Source organism: Undibacterium sp. Jales W-56 (assembly GCF_025548535.1).
GTDB lineage: Bacteria > Pseudomonadota > Gammaproteobacteria > Burkholderiales > Burkholderiaceae_D > Undibacterium.
In genome coordinates, this window is sequence record NZ_JAJLQW010000003.1 from 531,506 (window position 1) to 552,522 (window position 21,017).

A 21,017-nucleotide genomic window follows, 5' to 3' on the forward strand; every position below is an offset into this window, starting at 1 on the left:
CCGTTTTTGTGACGGGGATTTTTTTGCTGAAACTGGCGCAATGTTTAATGGATGCCGTGCATTTTTTTCTGCATCCACTTATTCAACATCATGAATACCAGACCCGCGGTAATCGGGATGATGGTAAAAATCAGGAAGAACGTCGACAAGGAATAGGTTTCAGAGATGTGATCGATGTAGCTACCGGTAAAGCCCGCGAGTTTGTTGGCAATCGCGGTGTTCACATACCAGACGCCGAACATCAGACCGAGCAAGCGCGGCGGCGCCAGCTTGCTGATGTAGGACAGACCGACCGGTGAGATGCACAATTCGCCCATGGTATGGAACAGGTAGGCAACAATCAGGAAAACCATGCTGACAGACGCGGTTTTCGCACCCGCCGGGATGCTGGCGGAGCCGTAAGACAAGGCCGCGAAACCCAGTCCCAGCAAAATCAGGCCGGTACCGAATTTCACCGGGCCGCTAGGACTCCAGTATTTTTCCCAGATCTTGGAAAACATCGGTGCCAGAATCACGATGAAGAACGAGTTCAGGACGCCGAACCAGGTCGCCGGCACGCTCGATTGATCGAGTGAGAATTCGCGCGACAGCATCCAGATCACCAGTGACCAGATCAGGCCCATGCAGACCACCAGCAGCATATTCGACATCAGATATTTCTTCGCCGTACCGCCGAACAATTTCACCAGCAACCAGGACAGGATCATGGTCGGGATAACGGTGATCAGGCTATTGATGATTTTGAAGCTCATGCCGCTGGTGCCGACCAGGGCGCGGTCGGTATAGTCCGCTGCGAAAATCGTCATGGAACCGCCGGATTGCTCAAACGCAAACCAGAAGAAAATCGTGAAGAAAGAGAACACGCAAATGGCTTTCAGGCGATCCGCAACGATATGCGGTTCGGCTTCTTCATGCACGACTTCAACCGTTTTTTGGGATTTGGCTAAGCCGATCTGACCAAAAATACCTTGGGCAAAATAGAATTGCACCGCGCCCAGCAACATGAAAGCACCGGCCAAGGCAAAGCCGAACGGCCAGGAAATTTTTTCGCCAATGTAGCCGCACAACAAGATGCCGAAGAAAGCACCCGAGTTCACGCCCATGTAGAACAGGGTGTAGCCGCCGTCACGACCGCCTTCGTTGTCCTTGGTGTACAGCTGACCGACTATCGCCGAGATATTCGGTTTAAACAATCCGGTGCCGGCCACCACCAGACCCAGGCCCGTATAAAACATGGCCGGCGTATCGAACAATAAACACGCATGACCGGCCGCGATCACGAAGCCGCCCAACACCACGGCCCTGCGGCTACCGAGGATTCTATCGGCAATATAGCCGCCCAGGATCGGGGTCAGATAGACCAGACCGGTATACCAGCCGTATAAAGCCGTGGCATCGGCGCGTGTCCAGCCCCAGCCGCCTTTTACCGCTTCCGTGATCAGAAACAATACGAGCAAAGCGCGCATACCGTAATAAGAAAACCGTTCCCACATTTCTGTGAAAAACAGCACAAACAGACTATCTGGATGCCCCAGGATAGTATGTGCACCTGGCGTTTGAATTTTGTTCAAAGTGCTCTCCGTGATGTATTTTTGGATAAAAATTGCGTTGTTCGCAAAATTATTTTCAATAAAAGCTGTTAAATGATATGAATTGAGTCAATTCGGCGCGTAGCTTAACATGCCGGTAAAAGCCGCTGAAACTAGATGTGTTGCGTCGCAACAAATATGGCGAATAAAAGTGGCGAATTGTTGCCAAAATGCAGGTAACGTGGCTCAACCGCCACCAAGGGAATAAAGATAAGCATTGCCATTTAATTACTGCTCTGAAATAATCGTCGACTTAACCTCGTTTCACTTTTAACCTGCAAGGCAGCTGCACATGAGTTCTTTGCCCCCACGCCCCTCCTTACCCTATGTCCAGCTACAAGAGGGGACGGATTACTGGATATTGGACAATGCCCTGACCGATCCCGATGCAGTCAGGGCCCGTATTCTGGGGCGCACGGACTGGCAACTGGGTTTGCCGTACGCGCAAGAGACCTGGCCGGGAAAACGCGTGCATGAAGCACTGACTCCCGACGAGATCGCACCGCTGGAAGACTGGGTCAAAGCCGCGATCGGTAAACAGAAGCTGTGGGTTACCACCGCCCCGAACGGCGTCAAGCTCGATCACAATGTCGCCCAGATGGTTGGCGAGACCGAGAGTGTCGCGCGACCGCATACCGATAGCCGGGTCTTTTGCCGCTATGCCGCGGTCATCTACCTCAACCCCGATGCACCGGCAGATGCCGGCACCAGCATTTTCCGGTTGCGCTATCCCGATGGCACGCTGAGCGGCAATCTGTGCCCGGCGCCGCACCGGAATTTAGTCGACGCCCTCAAGCTGCGTTTCCTGCCGCCGCAAGCCTGGAAAGAGGATTTGCGCGTCAGGAATGTTTACAACCGGTTAATCGTTTACAAAGCCAATCTGGTGCACAGCGCGACCCGCTATTTTGGTCACGACGAACAAAGCAAACGCTTGACGACGGTATTTTTTTGGATGACCGAAGATTAGGGTCCGTCAACGAAGCGGATACAAAATTAAGACTTCCGTGAAAACTAAAACTCTTCGCCACCGAGACATGGAGAAAATCGACAGGACCAGCGCCATGACATGTGGTACGAACCCGCAAGCTGGGCGGGCCTGCTGGCAGGAAATGTCTCCGAAAGCCGCAGCCAGCCTGCGGGTTCAATGTGAGAATTGATAGACAGTTTCCGTTATGCGTCAGTCTTATGAATAAATAAACGAGGGTTTTCTTTGCGTCATTGGCGTTTTTGCGGTGACAAATTTTTTCTTTTCAAGGCATCATGTATCCCACATCCCTCAAAATATTTACACCGTTGTTGACCGGCGTGAGCCTGGCTTTATCCGCGGTGCTCAGCTTTGCCGAAAGTCCTGCCGTGAATACAAGTTATCAAATCCCCGCCGCCGAATTGCAAGCCGTGGTCGATGCGCCGCGTGGCCCTATTTTCCAGATCGGCCCGCAACGCAGGCAGGCTTTGCTGGTGAATTTGCCCGGTTTGCCGGCGATTGCCGATGTGGCGCAACCGGAGTTGAAGCTGGCGGGTTTGCGTATTAATAGCAAATTACGCGCCGCCAGCCGTTTTGAGTTCGGCGACGGCATGTCTTTGCTGGATATCGCGTCGGGCCAGATCCGCAAGGTCACCGGCCTGCCCGCCAATCCGCGCATTGCCGACACCGCCTGGTCGGCCGACGAGCGCTGGATTGCCTTTAGCCGCTGGAGCGCTACCGGTGTTGAACTGTGGTTGCTGGACGTCGAGCAAGCCAGCGCCCGGCGTCTCATCAAGGAGCCTTTGAATGCGGTTGCCGGTACCGGTTTTAACTGGCTGAGCGGCTTGAGCGACGGTTCTGCAAAGGATGCGCCGAAAAAATTGCTGGTGCGTCTGAAGCCGCTCAGACAGGCTGCGGCACCGGTGACGCCGGCCGCACCGGCAGGGCCAAACATCCAGCAGAGCCTGGGCGGTAAAGTCACGCAAAACCGGACCTACCCCGACATGCTGAAATCACCGGCCGATGCCGACCTGCTGGACTGGCAATTGCAAAGCCAGCTGGCAGTCGTGACGACCAGGGGCGAGGTGCAGCGCATAGGCCAGGCCGCGACCCTATTGGCAGCGCAGGCTTCGCCGGACGGCCAATACATCCTGGCGACGCATTTGCGCCGTCCGTATTCGAACATGTTGCCGATTGCGCGCTTTCCGCAGCTGGTGGAGATGTGGGATATGCAAGGCAAAAAACTCAAGACCATGACCGAGCGTCCCTTGCGCGATCGCCTGCCGCCGGGCAATGATGCGGTGCAGACCGGACCGCGCAATTACGGCTGGCGCAGCGATCAGCCGGCGACCTTGTATTGGGTCGAGGCGCAGGACGGCGGCGATCCGAATGTCGACGCCAAAGTACGCGACAGCCTGTTCCAGCAAGCCGCACCGTTCGATGCCGCTGCACAAAAATTACAAGACCTGGCAACGCGCTTTGCCGATGTTGAATGGGGGCGCGACGATCTTGCCCTCGTGACCGAATACTGGTGGAAGACCCGCGAGGTACGCACCTGGCTGATACAGCCGGGGCCGCCAGGACCGTCAGCTAAACCGCCGGTTGCGCCTGAACTTTTGTTCTCGTATAAATCCGAAGATCGCTATGCCAATCCGGGCAGTCCGTCCAAGCGCATCAATGAATTCGGCCGCGCGGTGCTGCGGACCGCTGCCGACGGCAGCACCTTGTTCCTGACCGGCGATGGCGCGAGTGCCGAAGGCGATCGGCCTTTCTTCGATGCTTTCAATACCAGGTCCAGGCAAAGCACGCGTTTGTGGCGCTCGGCTGCGCCGTACTACGAACAGGTAGTGGCGCTCTTGGATGACGCCGGCCGGCAAGTCATCACCAGCCGCGAAGCCAGCGATGAACGGCCTAATTTTTACCTGCGCGATCTGAGCGGCCAGGCCGCGCCGCGTGCCCTGACGCAATTCCCGCACCCGACACCGCAATTCAAGGGCGTCCAAAAACAGCAGATCAATTACCACCGTGCTGACGGTGTCGCGCTGTCGGCAACCTTATACCTGCCGCCGGATTACGAGCCCAGGCGCGATGGTCCCAGACCGATGCTGATGTGGGCTTATCCTGAAGAATTCAAATCCGCTGAGGCAGCAGGCCAGGTCAAGGATTCGCCGTACAAATTCAATCGCATCAGTTATTGGGGGCCGCAGGTCATGCTGGCGCGCGGGTATACGGTGCTGGACCATCCGGCCATGCCGATCGTCGGCGAGGGCAAACAGGAACCGAACGACAGCTATCTGCCGCAGCTGAAAATGGATGCCGAAGCGGCCGTCGACGAGGTGGTGCGGCTGGGCGTGGCGGAGCGTAACAGGATCGCAATCGGCGGCCATAGCTATGGCGCATTTATGACCGCGAATCTGCTGGCGCATACACGGCTGTTCCGCGCCGGGATTGCGCGCTCGGGGGCCTATAACCGCAGCCTGACGCCATTCGGTTTCCAATCCGAGGACCGCAATTTTTGGGAAGCCAAAGACGTGTATCAAGTCATGGCGCCATTCAATTTTGCGCATCAGATCAAGGATCCGATCTTGTTTATCCACGGCGAACAGGACAATAATCCCGGCACTTTCCCCATCCAGAGCGAGCGCATGTATCAGGCCTTGCAAGGTTTGGGCGCGGTGGCCAGGCTGGTCATGCTGCCCAATGAGAGCCATGCCTATCGCGCCCGCGAATCGATTTTGCAGATGCTGTGGGAGCAGGATCAGTGGCTGGAACAGCATCTGAAAAACCCGGCACCGCAAGCTGAGGGCGCAAAATAGATACGGGATAGATACGGAATAGATACGCAAGGCCGGGTTGAGCGCACCAAGCAACGCCGCTGCAAACAGGGAACTAGGGGAGTATCCTGATTTTTCAAGCGTTTCCGCAATATTGATAAGCGAAACCGGTATATTATTGCAGATACACTACGCCAGTATGTGGAAAAGCCACGCGCTTGGCACAAGCAGGCGCTTTTCCTTTATGATGTTTCTGACACCACCAACTTCTATCTGCCATGCTGAAAGCGGTCATACTCGATAACCAAGCCGTTGCGCGTAATCTGCTGAGTTCGGTATTGACCAATGGCGGCCATGAAGTCGTGGGTGACGGCAATGTCAGTCCGGCTTCGCTGGCGCGCATGGTCAAACTCAGGCCGCAGGTGATTTGCGTGGATATCGGCGAAACCGATCAGGACGGCCTGGGCGTGCTCGAGACGATCCGCGCAGAAATACCCAAGGCCCTGATCTTCCTGGTGTCCGCAAAAATCGATGCTGAAACGCTGGCAGCGGCCAAGCAGCGCGGCGTGCAGGGATTCATCGTGAAACCGTTCAATTCGGTGGCGGTGCTGGCCTCGATCCGCAACACCATCATCCGGCTTGCCAGGCAACAAAGCGCCAAGTCTGCCGAAGGGGTGCTGAACCCGGGCGACAGTCCTGCCGCAGAATAAATATCCCCGCGTTCGTCCATGTTTTGCGCAGCGGCATCTTATCGCTGACTTAAAATAATCAGGACTTACGCAAAATGACAAGCTGCTTACCACAATGTACATTGAACCCGTAGACTGGATGCGGCTTTCAGAGGCATTTCGTGCCAACAGGCGCGCCCAGCTTGCGGGTTCATTTTTGATATTGGCATTCCTTAGAACCGGTGCCCCTCGCCTTTTCTCTGAGTCTCTGCGGTGAGAGGTTTTGGTTTTTCCGTAAATCCCAATAATTCAACAGAATCGACTTGACATGAGCATACTCACCACCCCAAGACTACGGCTGGAACCGATCACGGATACACATTTCGACGGACTGTACGCGATGAACAGCGACCCCGAAGTGATGCGCTATATCACCGGCAAGGCAGATACGCGCGATGACACGTTCGCCATGATAGAACGCGTCAAGGCGCGCTGGATAGAATTCGGATTTTCGTGGTGGAGTTTTTTTGAATCGGAGACCAACCAGATCATCGGTGCCGGCTGCATTCAGCATCTGGGCAGAGATCCGGCCAATCCTCTGGAAATCGGCTGGCGCCTGCGCCGGGACAAATGGGGCCAGGGTTTTGCCTCGGAGGCGGCGCAGGCAATGGCGGGCTTTGCATTCGATACCCTACAAGGCGAGCTGCTCTGCGCCGTCTGTCATCAGGACAATCAAGGCTCGGCCCATGTGATGAAGAAGCTGGGCATGCAGTATCGCGGCATCGAGCGCTGGTACGACATGGACACTGCGGTGTATGAGATGACGCAGGTCGATTGGCGCGCCCGCTCAACAGCTTGATGACCTTGCAGTGCTGACGTTGTAAATTTTCGTGTTATAGGCAGAAGCACAAATAAAAAAATGAAAACGTTTTGCGACGTTTTCATTTTTTTATTCTAGAACTGATTGTTCTGTTAACTCAAAAGCCGATTTTTTACCGGTAAATTTTTATCCCTTAAATGGATTTGATTCATTGTAAAATTATAAACTATTGAATTCATTCATTAATATTTTGCTGTTATGCAACAAAATTGAACTGAAGCTACTTTGATCTTCTTGCCTTGACTTCCAGATTTGTCTAATAAGACAAGCCTTATTACCCATGTTTTTAATTACTAACGCTTATTTATGATTACCTCTAAAAAATTGCTGTACGGAACGTTCTTTTGTGTTGTGCTGGCACTAAATGCTTGCAAAGCAAAAAATGCTGAAGCACCCGCCAAAGCCAGCATTCCCACCCAGGACATGGTGGAAAAAAATACCAATTCAACAGTATCCACCGCAGCCAATAATTCTTTTGATCTGCAATCCGTTCCGCGCACGACCGCTGCTTTACCGGCTTTTCCTTATGTGGATTACCCGGCCAAGCTTGACGAAAGTTATCACCATAACGTTACCGATACGCAATTCGATAAGGCATACATCATTGCGGGGAATGAAATGCGTGCGGTTGAAGGCAGGGTTTCTCTCCGCACATTTCCTCACAACACCTTGAACATGTCTGCTTTGGCATCGCAACGCAACTACGAAGACATGATCAAATCGATCGGTGGGGTAAAGGTGAACAAATTCCAACCGTCTGACGATGCGTTTGTGAAACAGCAGGGGGGTGATATCGAAGCTGTCTTTAAAAAATTGCGGCTGGGTTATGCCGGTACCAATTTCCAGGGCGGTGGCGTTACCTCGTATGACGTTTATCTGATACGCACAGATAAAACCAGCATCTGGATTGCCGTTGCGACGTTTGACGATGGCATCAACACTAGTCTGCTGGTGATAGAAGAAAAAGCACTGGAGCAAAATGTCGGTCTGATCAAGGCTGATACGATGGCATCTAGCCTGCAACAGCAAGGCCATATCGCCCTGTATCTGTCATTCGATACGGACAGCGACGTGATCCGCCCAGACAGTGCGCCGGTTGTTGACGAAATCGTGAAATTGCTACGCGCAGACAGTACATTGAAACTGAAAGTCCAAGGCCACACCGATAACGTGGGCGATGCAGCGCATAACAAGACTTTGTCGCTGGCACGAGCGCAATCTGTGGTCAAGGCAATCACCGCACAAAAAATAGAAGAATCCCGCCTGACTGCTGCCGGAATGGGAGCAGAGCATCCTTTGACAGATAATTCAACAGAAAACGGCCGCGCCAAGAACCGCCGGGTGGAATTGGTCAAATCCTGATTTGAAATCCCAATGAACTTCGATGATTAAAAAATGGCGCTGCCTTTCGATATCGAGACAGCGCCATTTTTATTTTGTTTGGCCCTTATTTGATTGATGCAGTTTGACGCAATTTGATCGGCGTCAGACTGCCAGATCAATGCTGTTGCCGTACCGGCAGCGCGGGCGTGGCGTTACGGTACCACGCTTCAAAATCATGGACCGACAAGGCCGGTGAATACAGATAGCCCTGCAATTCATCGCAGCCCAGGGTTTTCAGCAAGGCGCGCTGCGCCTCGGTCTCTACCCCTTCTGCAATCACGCCGAGTTTCAGCGCGTGCGCCAGGCTGATGATGGCTGTCACGATCGCCACATCGCTGTCGTCATCCGGCAGATGCATGACAAACGAACGGTCGATTTTCAGTTTATCGATAGGGAAGCGTTTCAGGTAACTGAGGCTGGAATAGCCCGTGCCGAAATCGTCAATCGCTAATTTGACGCCGAGTGCGGCTAGTGATTCGAGTTTCAGCAGCGCTTCATCGACATCGCGGATCAGGATCGATTCGGTCAGTTCCAGTTCTATGCAATCGGCCGGCAAATCGGCTGCGGCCAGTGCTTTCGCGACGTTTTCCACAAAATCGCTTTGCTGGAATTGCAGCGCCGAGACATTCACGGAGATGCGTAATTTCCTATCCAGGTTCCACAAAGCCGCCTGTCTGATGGCGGTGTTCATGACCCAGTTGCCGATCGCGACAATCACGCCGGTTTCTTCCGCGATAGGAATAAACTGGGCCGGACTGACTTCGCCCAGATCCTTGTCATACCAGCGTATCAAGGCTTCGGCACCGAACACCTCACCGCTATCGATGTTCACCAGCGGCTGATAATGCAGACGGAAGCCATCATGCTCAAGGGCCTGGCGCATCGCATGATCGAGCTTCATGCGAGACAGCAGGCCGACATTCATCTGGCGTTGATAAAAACGGAAATCCGAGCGGCCTCTTTCCTTGACGTGGTACATCGCGCTGTCGGCGTTTTTGATCAGGTCGTCCATATTGTTGCCGTCGGCCGGATACAGCGCGACACCAATGCTGCAACTGACGGAGAAGCTCATGCCGTCGAGCGTGAACGGCGCACTGAGTTCTTCCAACACCCGCCGCGCACAAATTTCAGCGCCGTTGGCATCTGCCTGATGCAAGAGCAGCACAAATTCATCGCCGCCCAGGCGCGATGCGGTATCGACCTGGCGTATGCATTTTTTCAGCCGTTCGGTCACATCGACCAGGACCCGGTCGCCGAACGGATGGCCGAGCGAATCATTGATCTGCTTAAAGTGATCGAGATCTAGGAATAACAGCGCGAAGCCGCCGTTGTTGCGGCTGGCGACCGTGATCGATTGCTTGATCCGTTCCGCCAGCAGCAAGCGATTCGGCAGTCCCGTCAATATGTCGGAGAATGCCAGCTCTTCTATCTTTTGTTTGGCGGCATGGGTCTCGGTTCTGTCCTTGAAGAAGCCGATGTAATGGATGGTCTTGCCAGCTTCATCCTGGACCCTGACCAGCGAAATCATGCATAGATAGGCATGGCCATTTTTACGGCGATTCCAGAGTTCGCCTTCCCAAAAGCCTTTGATGTCCAGATTCTCTAGCAGTTGCTGCACCAAGAGCGTATTGCTTTCTTCAGAAAAAAAATCGCTGGGCGACTTGCCGATCATTTCCTGCTCGGTATAGCTGGTCAGTTTTTCAAAGCTGGGATTGGTGGTGATGATTTTTTGCTCGGCATCGGTGATGAAGATCGCATCGGTGCTCGATTCAAATACCTTGGCGGCCAGTTGCAGGCGCGCTTCGTCCGCCAGTCGCTGCGTGATGTCGCGATACGAATAGACTCGGCCGATGGCACGGCCGCGCGCATATTGCGGCAAGGTCACGCGCTCCAGAATTTTGCCGGAACGCAGCACCAGCACATCGGTGGCTTCCATCAAAGGCGAACGGTTGATCGCGCCTAGCCGTTCGCTGTAATGACTGGCATCCACCATGCACTTGTCCATCCAGGCATAGATCGCCGGGTCATCTCTTTGGGTCAGCAATTCGTCCGGCAAGGTCCACAATTTAGCGAACAGATGATTGTAGCTGCGTATGCCGCCTTCCAGGTCCGTGACCAGAATGCCGTCGGCGGTCGATTCTAGTGTCGCACGTAATTCAGCGATGAGTTTTTCGAGTTCATTCTCGACATGCCGCTGATTGGTATGGTCGCGGATCGCTACCACATACATCGTGCTATCCATGCCGATGCGCACCAGCGTGACGCGTCGTTCAACCTGGATCCGGCTGCCATCGGCGAGTTGCAAGACGGTTTCTGAAAAAATATGATCGGATAAGCCCGCCGCCGCATCTTCCCAGAAAAACACATCTTCAGGCGCCGCGGCCAGTTCAATCACCGGCTTGCCAATCAGCGCGCCGTTGGGCAGTTGCAGCAACTGATGCGCAGAACGGTTCGCCGCGAGCACCATCAGCTGAATCGGATCGACCAGCAATACCGCTTCCAGCATGCCCTCGATCAGTGCCTGCCATTGTGGGGCCTTCATGCGGCACCGCCGATGGTCTCAATCTCGCGGCCGCGTTCGAAGAAGTAGCATAAGCGTTTGCGCGGTGACAAATAGTCGTAGGCTGCCTTGGGCAATTGCAAGGGTTTCAGGCTGCGGTGGATGCCCAGACTTTGTTCGTGTTCCAGGTTGATGACCAGCGCATCGTCGCGCGGCACCTCGGGATTGTGGATCATGACGCGAGGTTTGATCGGGCGGGAAGAATTGACCGACACTACCAGCGCATACCGTTCGTCGGTGAGCTGCACCACCGATCCCGGCGGGTAAATTCCCATCATGCGGATAAACGCCGTCATGGTCGGTGCATGGAATTGGGTTTTATAGTGGGTGAACAATTGGGACAAAGCTTCATGTGGTGTGATCGCCAGCGCCGGATTGCCGGGGTTGCATAAATTATCGTATTGATTGACCAGCGACACAATTCTGGCGAGCGGCGATATTTTGTCCGCGAAGATATGCGTCGGGTAACCGGAACCATCGATGTGCTCATGATGTTGCGCGATCAGCAGGGTCGCATTCGGCGACAAACCGAGTTTGCGCGCCAGCGTCACGCCATGCATCACATGACTTTGATACAGCTGCCGCTCGGCATGCGTGAAATGATCCTCCAGCCAGCGCAAGCGGTCAGGTAATTCCATCTTGCCGATATCGTGCAGTAAAGCCCCGATACCGAGTTCCAGCATATCGATCTTGCTCAGCTCCATCGCCTTGCCCAGCAGCAGCGAGATGACGGTCACATTGATCGAGTGCAGCGAGGTACGTTCGCCGGCTTTTTCGGACAGCAGGCGGATCGCCGCCTCGTCTTCGCCCAGCATGTCGGCCAAAAAGCCGCGTATCAAATTCTCGGCTTGCTCGCGCGCGACTTGCGGTTGCGCATGCACCATCTCGGTCACATGTTTGAAGGTTTGTGAGGCCTGGCTGAATTGGCGTTCGCAGGCCAGCAAACTGGCTTGCTGGTTCGCCAGCATTTCGCGATGCTTGCGCGCCTCGACGGTTTTCGGCGATTCGGCCAGGCGTGCCGTTGCAGCGGTCGATGCGCTATCCGGCGCGGCACTGGCTGCTGCGCCGGGATCTGGCGAGCTTTTGTCCGGCGCATAGCGTATGCGTTCCAGACCCAGAGAATGTATGGTCGCAATCTGATCCTGATTGCGAATTTCAAAGCTGTTTACCGGAAAAGGATGGTCCATCCAACCCATATCGAGATAAATAAACATCCCTATCCGGAGCTGCGAAATATCGATAAATTGTGTGTAGATGTCAGTCATGGAGCTCGCCGCTGAATGCCTTGATTCAAGAGCTGTTTTGGACAAGTTGTACTATTAACACGGCACTTCTGAAAAATCCATCTATTTCAACGTTTCAGTCGGGAAATAATGAGAAAGCAAACGACGCTGCACCCGAATGCGGTTGGTAGCCCGAATTGAAAAAGTCATTTGAGTTTTTTTTGAAAACGGTCGCCTAATGTTTATGCGAGTTTTCAGATGATTTTGGCCGGTAAGGCGCGTGGAGATTGCGGGCAGGCTAAGCCATTTAATAATTCAATGCGTATCTGAACGCAGCATCATCGTCTCGCTGCTGTTGACTTTCGTTCAGCTGCGCGACTGTGCCAGCCGGTGGGTGAGCACCTGTTCACACAATTTGAACAGCAAATAAAAAACCATCGCCGCCGCTGCACTCAGACACAACTCGATGAATTGCCGTAATCCGCCGTCGATCAGACCCATCCAGCCATTGCTGACGATATAGTCGGCATTGAGCGTAACGACGCGCGCCAGATCCAGCGTCAAAATACCAAACAGTAAAAAGCTGACGGTCATCAGGATGAAGGTGAGCAGCGCGTGGCGACTTAGCCAGAGATAGAGTGTGCTGTGAGTGCTCATGGAATCTCCGATGTTGAGTTTTTTTGTTGCGCTGGGGCGGTTTTATCGGATTGTAGCGCTTTGGGTTGCTGAGGTTAGGGAGAATGTGCGGGCGTTGTTTGGGATTTCCTCCCTCTCCCGCGTGCGGGAGAGGGACCGAGGGTGAGGGCGGTCGATGATCCGAAGTCTAAGGAATATAGCCAGAGCATTGTTTGATCCCCAGCGCTCTCGCATACCATTTTGATGGTAGGGAAATGAGGACTTATTGAACGCCAGCAATCGGTGCGCATGGCGCACCCTACAAAGCTATGAAATATGCACGCTACGCTTGTTATTTCATTACCTTACGAAAGTAAAAATGCTCAAGCTGTGCTTGATACGAATGCTAATAGGCTCTCTTCCCCAATTGATCCAAAACGATATGCTTATCAAAACTGGTTGGGTGCCAAAGGTGTACCTCGCGCTTATTTGGTCGAACAGAGCTAGCAAGAGTCACGTTTACTGCGATTGAGCCAACTATATACATCCATTGAGCAGATACGAATTCACCCTTTTGAATGTAAGTCACTTGTGAAATGGCAGCTTGCTTTTTAATATTCTGATTTTTTACGACGAGAAAAGATAAATAAACATTGGGATGCGCATAATCATTCAAAATGCAATTTGCAAATTCTTGGCTATCTAACGGGATCTCATTCTCAATAATTAGGCATCCAAATAGCTTTAGAAAATAGAGATGAACTCCGAGCATTCCTTTACGCAATCCATCGTTAAAAACAGGGCGTAATCTGATTCTTTCGCCAACGTCAATTTTGGGACTACGCACTAACAAATAATTGGATAATTTTTCCCAAGCTTTATCATGCTTTTGAGTCCGGGCATTATTGCAACCAGAACACAAGCTTTTCTCAAATTTAAGCTTCTCGGATTTGATACCCGCAATTCGTTCATGTTTTTCATCATCGATACGACGAAATAAAGGATGACCGTTATCAATCTTACCAAACATAGCTTTTATGTTGGATGCTTTGATCATATGTTCGGCGGAATCAGCTAAATCGCCACAAATCCAACAATTCTTCATGAATATAGCAATCACAAATTCGGCGCCAACCACCGCTCAACTTCATCCTTGGCCACCCCACGCCGTGCCGCCATATCCACCACCTGATCATCCGCAATTTTTCCGACGCTAAAATACTTGGACTCAGGATGCGCGAAGTAGAAACCCGATACTGCCGCGCCCGGTATCATGGCCCATGATTCGGTGATGTACATATCGATTTCTTCGCATTGCATTTGCCGGAACATGTCGGTCTTGACCGTATGTTCCGGGCAGGCCGGGTAGCCGGGGGCGGGGCGTATGCCTTTGTAGGATTCCTTGATCAATTCTTCGTTGCTGAGCGCTTCATCCGCGGCATAGCCCCACAGGTCTTTGCGGATGCGTTCGTGCAGGTATTCGGCGAAGGCTTCGGCCAGCCGGTCGGCCAGCGATTTGAGCATGATGCTGCTGTAGTCGTCGTGCGCATCTTCGAAGCGTTTTTCGTGCTTTTCTATGCCCAGACCGGCGGTCACGGCGAACATGCCGATGTAATCAGCGATGCCGCTGTCTTTCGGCGCGATGAAGTCGCTCAGGCATTGGTTCGGTCTTTGCACACCGTCGATGACAGGTTTCTCGGTTTGCTGGCGTGTGCCGTAGTAGGTGAAGGCGACTTCGCTGCGGCTGTCGTCGGTGTAGATCTCGATGTCGTCATGGTTGACGGTATTCGCCGGTAACAGCGAGACCACGCCGTTCGCGGTCAGCCAGCGGCCTTCGATGATTTTTTTCAGCATCGCCTGGCCTTCTTCAAATACTTTGCTGGCGGCCTCGCCGACCACTTCATCAGTCAAAATCGCGGGGAAGGGACCGGCCAGATCCCAGGTCTGGAAGAATGGGCTCCAGTCGATGTAGTGCGCGATGGTTGCCAGGTCGACGTTTTTAAAGACGCGGCGGCCGATGAATTTCGGTTTGACCGGCGTATTTTTTCCGCTGAAATCGACGCGCATTTTGTTGGCGCGTGCTTGCGCCAGCGTCACCATAGGCACGGCTTTTTTATTCGCATGCTGGGTTCGGATGCGGTCGTAGTCGGTCGCCAGCTCATCGATATATTGCTCGCGGCTCTCTGGGGTCAGCAGCGATTGCGCGACCGATACCGAGCGCGAGGCGTCGGCGACGTAGACCACCGGACCTTCGTAATTCGGCGCAATCTTGACCGCGGTATGGGCGCGGCTGGTGGTCGCGCCGCCGATCAGCAGCGGAATCTTCAGCATGCGGAAATGCGGGTCGCGCTGCATTTCTTTGGCGACGTAGGCCATCTCTTCCAGCGACGGTGTGATCAGGCCGGACAGGCCGATGATGTCGGCATTCTCGGCTTTGGCTTTCGCCAGAATTTCGGAGCAGGGCACCATCACGCCCATGTTGACGACTTCAAAATTATTACATTGCAGGACCACGGTGACGATGTTTTTACCGATGTCGTGCACGTCGCCTTTGACGGTGGCGATGACGATCTTGCCTTTGGGTTTATTGTCGCCGCTGAGACGTTTTTCTTCTTCGATATACGGTACCAGGTGGGCAACGGCCTGCTTCATGACGCGCGCTGATTTGACGACTTGCGGCAAGAACATTTTGCCTTGGCCGAACAGGTCGCCGACGATATTCATGCCGGCCATCAGCGGACCTTCGATCACATGGATCGGACGACCGCCGCTGCGCAATACCTGCAGGCGGGCTTCTTCGGTGTCTTCGACGATCCAGTTGGTGATGCCGTGCACCATCGCATGCGACAGGCGTTTTTCTACCGATTCATTGCGCCATTCCAAAGTCGCTTCTTCGCGCTTGCCACCGGCTTTGAGCGTGGCGGCGAATTCGATCATGCGCTCGGTGGCGTCTTCTCGGCGGTTCAAGACCACGTCTTCCACGCGTTCGCGCAATTCGGCATCGAGTTCGCTGTACACGCCGACCATGCCGGCGTTGACGATACCCATGGTCATGCCGGCCTGGATCGCGTGGTACAGGAAGACGGTGTGAATCGCTTCGCGCGCAGGATCGTTGCCGCGGAAGGAGAAGCTGACGTTCGATACGCCGCCGCTGATTTTTGCGCCGGGCAGATGTTGATGGATCCAGCGCGTCGCTTCGATGAAATCGACCGCGTAGTTATTGTGTTCTTCGATGCCGGTGGCGACCGCAAAAATATTCGGGTCGAAGATGATGTCGTAAGGATCGAACGCGCATTCATGCACCAGCAAATTATAGGCGCGCTGGCAGATTTCTATCTTGCGTTCGTAGGTGTCGGCCTGGCCTTTTTCATCGAAGGCCATGACGATGACCGCAGCGCCGTAACGCTTGCAGAGTTTGGCCTGTTGGATAAACTGTGCTTCGCCTTCTTTCATCGAAATCGAGTTGACGATGGCTTTGCCTTGCACGCATTTCAAGCCCGCTTCGATCACGCTCCATTTGGAAGAGTCGATCATGATAGGCACGCGGGCGATATCGGGTTCCGAGGCGATCAGGTTCAGGAAGCGCGTCATCGCGGCCAATGAATCCAGCATCGCTTCATCCATATTGATGTCGATGACTTGCGCACCGTTTTCGACTTGCTGACGCGCGACTGCCAGGGCCTCGTCGTATTGCTCGTTCAGGATCAGGCGGGCAAAGGCTTTGGAGCCGGTGACGTTGGTGCGTTCGCCGACATTCACGAACAAGGAGCTGTCGTCAATCGTGAAAGGCTCCAGGCCGGACAGGCGCATCGCCGGTGCCACTGTCGGCACCACGCGTGGCGTCTGGGTTTGCAAGATATCGGCAATCGCCTTGATATGCGCCGGCGTGGTGCCGCAGCAGCCGCCGGCGATATTGATGAAGCCGGCCTCGGCAAATTCCTTGAGCAAGGCCGAGGTATCGGCAGGCAATTCATCGAAGCCGGTGTCGCTCATGGGATTAGGCAAGCCGGCATTCGGATAGATGCAGACGAAGGTATCTGCGATCTTCGACAATTCTTCGGCATACGGACGCATCAAGGCGGCACCGAGTGCGCAGTTGAGGCCGACGGTCAGGGGTTTGGCATGACGCACCGAATTCCAGAAGGCAGGCACGGTCTGGCCGGACAGGATACGACCGGACGCATCGGTGACCGTGCCGGAAATCATGATCGGCAAGCGCGTTCCGGTTGCTTCAAAATACTGATCGATCGCGAATAACGCCGCTTTGCAATTGAGCGTGTCGAAAATCGTTTCGACCAGCAGCACATCGGCACCGCCCTCGACCAGGCCACGGGTCTGCTCATGGTAAGCCGCGACCAGTTGATCGAAAGTGACGTTACGTGCCGCCGGATCGTTGACATCGGGCGAAATCGAGGCGGTCTTCGGTGTCGGTCCCAGTGCGCCGGCCACATAGCGCGGCTTGGCGGCGGTCGAATATTTATCGCAGGCGGCGCGCGCAATTCTGGCCGAGGCGAGGTTCATCTCATACGCCAGATGCGCCATGTGGTAATCGTCCTGCGCTACGGTGGTGGCGCCGAAGGTATTGGTTTCGATCAGGTCGGCACCGGCGGCCAGATATTGCTCATGAATCTCTTGAATTACCTGCGGCTGCGTCAATGACAGCAATTCGTTATTGCCTTTGACGAACAGTTCGCGCACACCTTCGGGACCGGTAAAATTCTTGAAGCGTTCGCCGCGATAATCTTCTTCGCTGAGTTTATAACGCTGGATCATGGTACCCATCGCGCCATCGAGGATCAGGATGCGTTGTTGCAACAGCTCGCGCAGGCGGGTTTCGGTGGCGGAAACGGCAGGGGTGGTGGTCATGATGATTACTCGCAAAAACGAAAAACCCGATCGGCTCATGCATGCTGGCGGATCGGGCGACGTCCTTTTAGCAGCACTTATTACGCGCCCGCAATCTGAATCTCAAATCGGCGCTGTCGAAGCGGGATTATACCAGTTTGCCCACCGTTTCTGCCGTGCCGGGCGCGTTACCAGGAGGTCAAGTTTGCTCTTGATGTTCGCTTGATAAGCTTAATGCATATTTGTTTATACGGATACGTTCAGTGAGTAGTCAAAAAACAATAAAAAAGGGCATGCTATCAACCTCGATCACATGCCCAAAAGGGAACTAAATAGGATTTATGCAAAACAGAGAGCCGCTTGCTACCATGTATATTGAACCCGCAGGCTGGCTGCGGCTTTCAGAGGCATTGTGTGCCAACAGGCGCACCCAGCTTGCGGGTTCGTTTTGATATTCACACGCCATCGAACCCGTTCCTTTTGCGTTTTCTCTGTGTCTCGTTGGTGAGAGGTGTTAATTTCTGCGTAAGTCCTGCTAAAGAAAAACTAAACTTATTTTTTCTGGCGCGTTGCGATCAGACTCGCGATGACAGCGCTAAGCAGGATGCTGCCGATAACTGCCAGCGATACGGCGGTCGGGATATGCATCCATTCGACGATCAGCATTTTGATGCCGACGAACATCAGCACCAGGGCCAGGCCGAATTTGAGCAAATGGAAGCGGTTCGCCATATCTGCCAGCAAGAAGTACAGCGCACGCAATCCCATGATGGCGAAGATATTCGAGGTAAACACGATGAAGGGATCGGTCGTCACGGCAAAGATTGCCGGAATCGAATCGACCGCAAAAATCACGTCGGATAGTTCGATCAAAATTAATACCAGCAGCAGCGGTGTATAGATACGCTTGCCGTGCTCCATGACGCTGAATTTTTCGCCATGAAATTCTTTGCTGAACGGCAGCCATTTTTTTGCAAAGCGTAAAACCGGATTAGCGTCGAGATCTGGTTCTTTCTCGGCTGCGACCAGCATACGAAAACCTGTAATCAACAAGAAGATGCCGAACAGATACAAGACCCAGGCGAATTGCGTTACGACCCAGGTACCTGCCAATATCATCGCAATCCGCATGACAATCGCGCCCAGCACGCCGTACAGCAATACTTTACGCTGGTACTGCAAAGGTACCGAGAAATGGCCAAAGATCAGTAAAAAGACGAATACATTATCGACAGACAGCGATTTTTCTATCACATAGCCGGCCAGGAATTCCATCGCTTTTGCATCCGCCACCGTGCGACCTGCGGTGTCGCTCAGATACTTCCACAGACCGAAATCGAACAGCAGGGCAAGGCTGACCCAGGTGCCGGACCAGATGGCGGCTTCTTTGATGCTGACTTTATGCGAACGTGAACCGCCCAGGGCGAACACATCGAGTGCCAGCATGCCGAGGACAAACGCAATGAAGACCGCCCACATCCAGGGCTGGGCGATGCTGTGTAACATACATAAATCCTATTATTTTTTATGAGAAGCCTGTGATTGCGCATTGAATCCTCAATCACAGGCTCTGGTTTGCCAGCCTGACTTATTCTTCGTTCACAAAACCCAGCAATTGCAACAGGCTCATGAACAAGTTAAAAATGGTGATGTACAAGCTGACTGTGGCCATGATGTAGTTGGTCTCGCCGCCGCGGATGATGTTGCTGGTTTCGAACAAAATCATGCCGGACATCAGCAGTACCATGACCGCGGAGATGGTTAACGAGAGCGCAGGGATCTGGAAGAAAATCGCACCCAGGCTCGCCACCAAGGCCACCAGCATACCGACCATCAGGAAACCGCCCATGAAGCTGAAATCCCGTTTGCTGACTAACACGTAAGCCGACAACGCCAGGAAAATCAGGCCGGTCAGACCCATTGCGCCCATCACGATGGCGCTGCCGCCTGGCATACCCAGATAATGGCTGATCACCGGACCGATGGTCAGGCCCATGAAGCCGGTCAGGGCAAACACGAACAACAGGCCGAGTCCGCTGTTGCGGAATTTAGTGGTCAGGAACAGCAAGCCAAAGTAACCGACCAGAGTGATCAGAATGCCCGGGCCAGGCAAGACGAAGGCGACACTGGCGGCTGCGGTCAGTGCGCTGAATAACAGCGTCATCGCCAGCAACATATAGGTGTTGCGCAACACTTTGTTGCCAGCACCGGCGCTGGTATCGATGTAATCGACGGTCTGCGCATTGCGCAAGGCGGAACGATCTAGAATTTTCATACTTTTCTCCTGAAATGTTGATGATCTGAAAGACAGCGATCAAACCTTCACCTTCTCAACAGAAGGTAGCAATAGTGTAGTGTCGATTAATGCACAATAAAAGTCGAATATAATTGATAAATTAATCGATTTATGCGATGTATTGATCGTTTCTGCTGATGAATAGGCGTTTTCTTCCCGATGAGCAATCTCAATTACAAGCATTTGCACTATTTCTGGAGCGTCGCCAAGGCCGGCAGCATTGCGCGGGCCAGCGAGCAATTGCATCTGACGCCGCAAACCATCAGCGGCCAGATCAGTTTGTTCGAACAAGTGCAGGGTGAGCAGCTGTTCAAAAAACATGGCCGCAATCTGGAGCTGACCGAAGCCGGCCGGCTGGTCTTGGGTTATGCCGAAGAAATTTTTTCGCTGGGACAAGAGCTCGAAGAAGTGCTGCATCACCGGCCGACTGAACGGACGGTGCAATTGCGGGTGGGCGTGTCCGATGCCTTGCCAAAAGCCCTGGCCTATCGCTTGCTGGAACCGGCTTTAAAGCTGCCGCAGACTTTACGCATCAATTGCCGCGAAGGCAAACTCGACTCCTTGCTGGCAGATCTGGCCATGCACAAGATTGACGTGGTCATGTCCGACAGTCCTATGCCGCCCACGGTGAATGTGCGCGGCTTCAATCATTTGCTGGGCCAATGCGGTATCAGCTTCTTTGCAACCGCCGCCTTGCAGCAGCAATATCCGGCGGCTTTTCCGGCCTGCCTGGAAGGCGCGCCTTTGCTCTTGCCCGGTGAAGATGCCGCGTTGCGATCCAAGCTCATGCATTGGCTCGATGCGCAGCAACTGCATCCACGGATTGCCGGCGAATTTGACGATAGCGCCTTGATGAGTGCATTCGCTCAGGCGGGAGCGGGATTTTTTGCGGCACCATCGGCGATCGCCGATATGCTGATGCGCCAGTATGAGCTGGTGCAGGTCGGGCAGACCGATGAGATTCAAGAACAGTTTTACGCGATCTCGGTGCAGAGAAAACTCACGCATCCTGCGGTGCTGGCAATCAGCCGCGCGGCACAGCAGGATTTGTTTGGCAGCGCCAGGCTTGGGTGATGTTTCGAGCGAAAATCATCGCAAGAAATGCGTCACGATCTCGATTTGCCCAGCAACATTCGGTGCCGAGCCAGCGCTTCTCCATTCCATGACGTGGAGTTCGCGCTTGTAGCAGCTGAGGTAACGTGAATTTGGCGTCATGGCTC

At 53.7% G+C, this 21,017-nt stretch carries 14 protein-coding genes; 6 read left to right on the forward strand and 8 right to left on the reverse strand.

All coding sequences use genetic code 11. The annotated features are described in order from the left end of the window. Window positions 1–44: 44 nt before the first annotated feature. Window positions 45–1,571 (reverse strand): peptide MFS transporter, encoded by a 1,527-nt coding sequence (locus tag LPB67_RS11610; RefSeq protein WP_262837359.1) that lies wholly within the window; start codon window positions 1,569–1,571, stop codon window positions 45–47. Window positions 1,572–1,881: 310 nt separating this feature from the next. On the opposite strand from LPB67_RS11610, the gene LPB67_RS11615 reads away from it, so the two are divergent. The 5 genes from LPB67_RS11615 to LPB67_RS11635 all read left to right on the forward strand — a co-directional run bounded on the left by LPB67_RS11615 (window position 1,882) and on the right by LPB67_RS11635 (window position 8,237). Further along, window positions 1,882–2,556, forward strand: coding sequence for a hypothetical protein (locus LPB67_RS11615; RefSeq protein WP_262837361.1), 675 nt, complete (start codon window positions 1,882–1,884; stop codon window positions 2,554–2,556). A 293-nt stretch (window positions 2,557–2,849) separates the two neighbouring features. Continuing rightward, window positions 2,850–5,369, forward strand: a complete 2,520-nt coding sequence (locus LPB67_RS11620) for an alpha/beta hydrolase family protein (protein WP_262837362.1) — start codon at window positions 2,850–2,852, stop codon at window positions 5,367–5,369. 236 nt (window positions 5,370–5,605) lie between these two features. Beyond that, window positions 5,606–6,037 (forward strand): ANTAR domain-containing response regulator, encoded by a 432-nt coding sequence (locus tag LPB67_RS11625; RefSeq protein WP_262837363.1) that lies wholly within the window; start codon window positions 5,606–5,608, stop codon window positions 6,035–6,037. Window positions 6,038–6,323: 286 nt separating this feature from the next. After that, window positions 6,324–6,854 carry a GNAT family N-acetyltransferase gene (locus LPB67_RS11630; protein ID WP_262837364.1) on the forward strand — a complete coding sequence of 177 codons (531 nt, stop codon included), beginning with the start codon at window positions 6,324–6,326 and terminating at the stop codon, window positions 6,852–6,854. Window positions 6,855–7,181: 327 nt separating this feature from the next. After that, the gene (locus LPB67_RS11635; protein ID WP_262837365.1) at window positions 7,182–8,237 is read left to right on the forward strand and encodes an OmpA family protein; all 1,056 of its coding nucleotides are present in this window, start codon (window positions 7,182–7,184) and stop codon (window positions 8,235–8,237) included. A 136-nt stretch (window positions 8,238–8,373) separates the two neighbouring features. On the opposite strand, the gene LPB67_RS11640 is transcribed toward LPB67_RS11635, so the two are convergent. From LPB67_RS11640 to LPB67_RS11670, 7 genes are all read right to left on the reverse strand, one after another. Then, on the reverse strand, window positions 8,374–10,800 hold the full coding sequence (locus LPB67_RS11640; RefSeq protein ID WP_262837367.1) for a bifunctional diguanylate cyclase/phosphodiesterase: 2,427 nt from the start codon (window positions 10,798–10,800) through the stop codon (window positions 8,374–8,376). After that, window positions 10,797–12,083 carry an HD-GYP domain-containing protein gene (locus LPB67_RS11645; protein ID WP_262837368.1) on the reverse strand — a complete coding sequence of 429 codons (1,287 nt, stop codon included), beginning with the start codon at window positions 12,081–12,083 and terminating at the stop codon, window positions 10,797–10,799. Before LPB67_RS11645 ends, LPB67_RS11640 begins: the two co-directional genes overlap by 4 nt. Window positions 12,084–12,407: 324 nt before the next feature. Further along, a complete protein-coding gene (locus LPB67_RS11650) occupies window positions 12,408–12,698 on the reverse strand; it encodes a hypothetical protein (RefSeq protein WP_262837370.1) in 291 nt (96 codons plus the stop codon). A 364-nt stretch (window positions 12,699–13,062) separates the two neighbouring features. After that, window positions 13,063–13,794, reverse strand: a complete 732-nt coding sequence (locus LPB67_RS11655) for a hypothetical protein (protein ID WP_262837372.1) — start codon at window positions 13,792–13,794, stop codon at window positions 13,063–13,065. Then, window positions 13,773–17,522 carry a methionine synthase gene (metH, locus tag LPB67_RS11660; RefSeq protein ID WP_262837374.1) on the reverse strand — a complete coding sequence of 1,250 codons (3,750 nt, stop codon included), beginning with the start codon at window positions 17,520–17,522 and terminating at the stop codon, window positions 13,773–13,775. Before metH ends, LPB67_RS11655 begins: the two co-directional genes overlap by 22 nt. A 531-nt stretch (window positions 17,523–18,053) precedes the next feature. Beyond that, a complete protein-coding gene (locus LPB67_RS11665) occupies window positions 18,054–19,007 on the reverse strand; it encodes a TerC family protein (RefSeq protein WP_262837376.1) in 954 nt (317 codons plus the stop codon). Window positions 19,008–19,089: 82 nt separating this feature from the next. Then, window positions 19,090–19,776, reverse strand: coding sequence for a Bax inhibitor-1/YccA family protein (locus tag LPB67_RS11670; RefSeq protein WP_262837378.1), 687 nt, complete (start codon window positions 19,774–19,776; stop codon window positions 19,090–19,092). Between the two features lie 180 nt (window positions 19,777–19,956). Between LPB67_RS11670 and nhaR the strand changes: the two genes are divergently transcribed. After that, the gene (nhaR, locus tag LPB67_RS11675) at window positions 19,957–20,871 is read left to right on the forward strand and encodes a transcriptional activator NhaR (protein ID WP_262837379.1); all 915 of its coding nucleotides are present in this window, start codon (window positions 19,957–19,959) and stop codon (window positions 20,869–20,871) included. Window positions 20,872–21,017 lie beyond the last annotated feature (146 nt).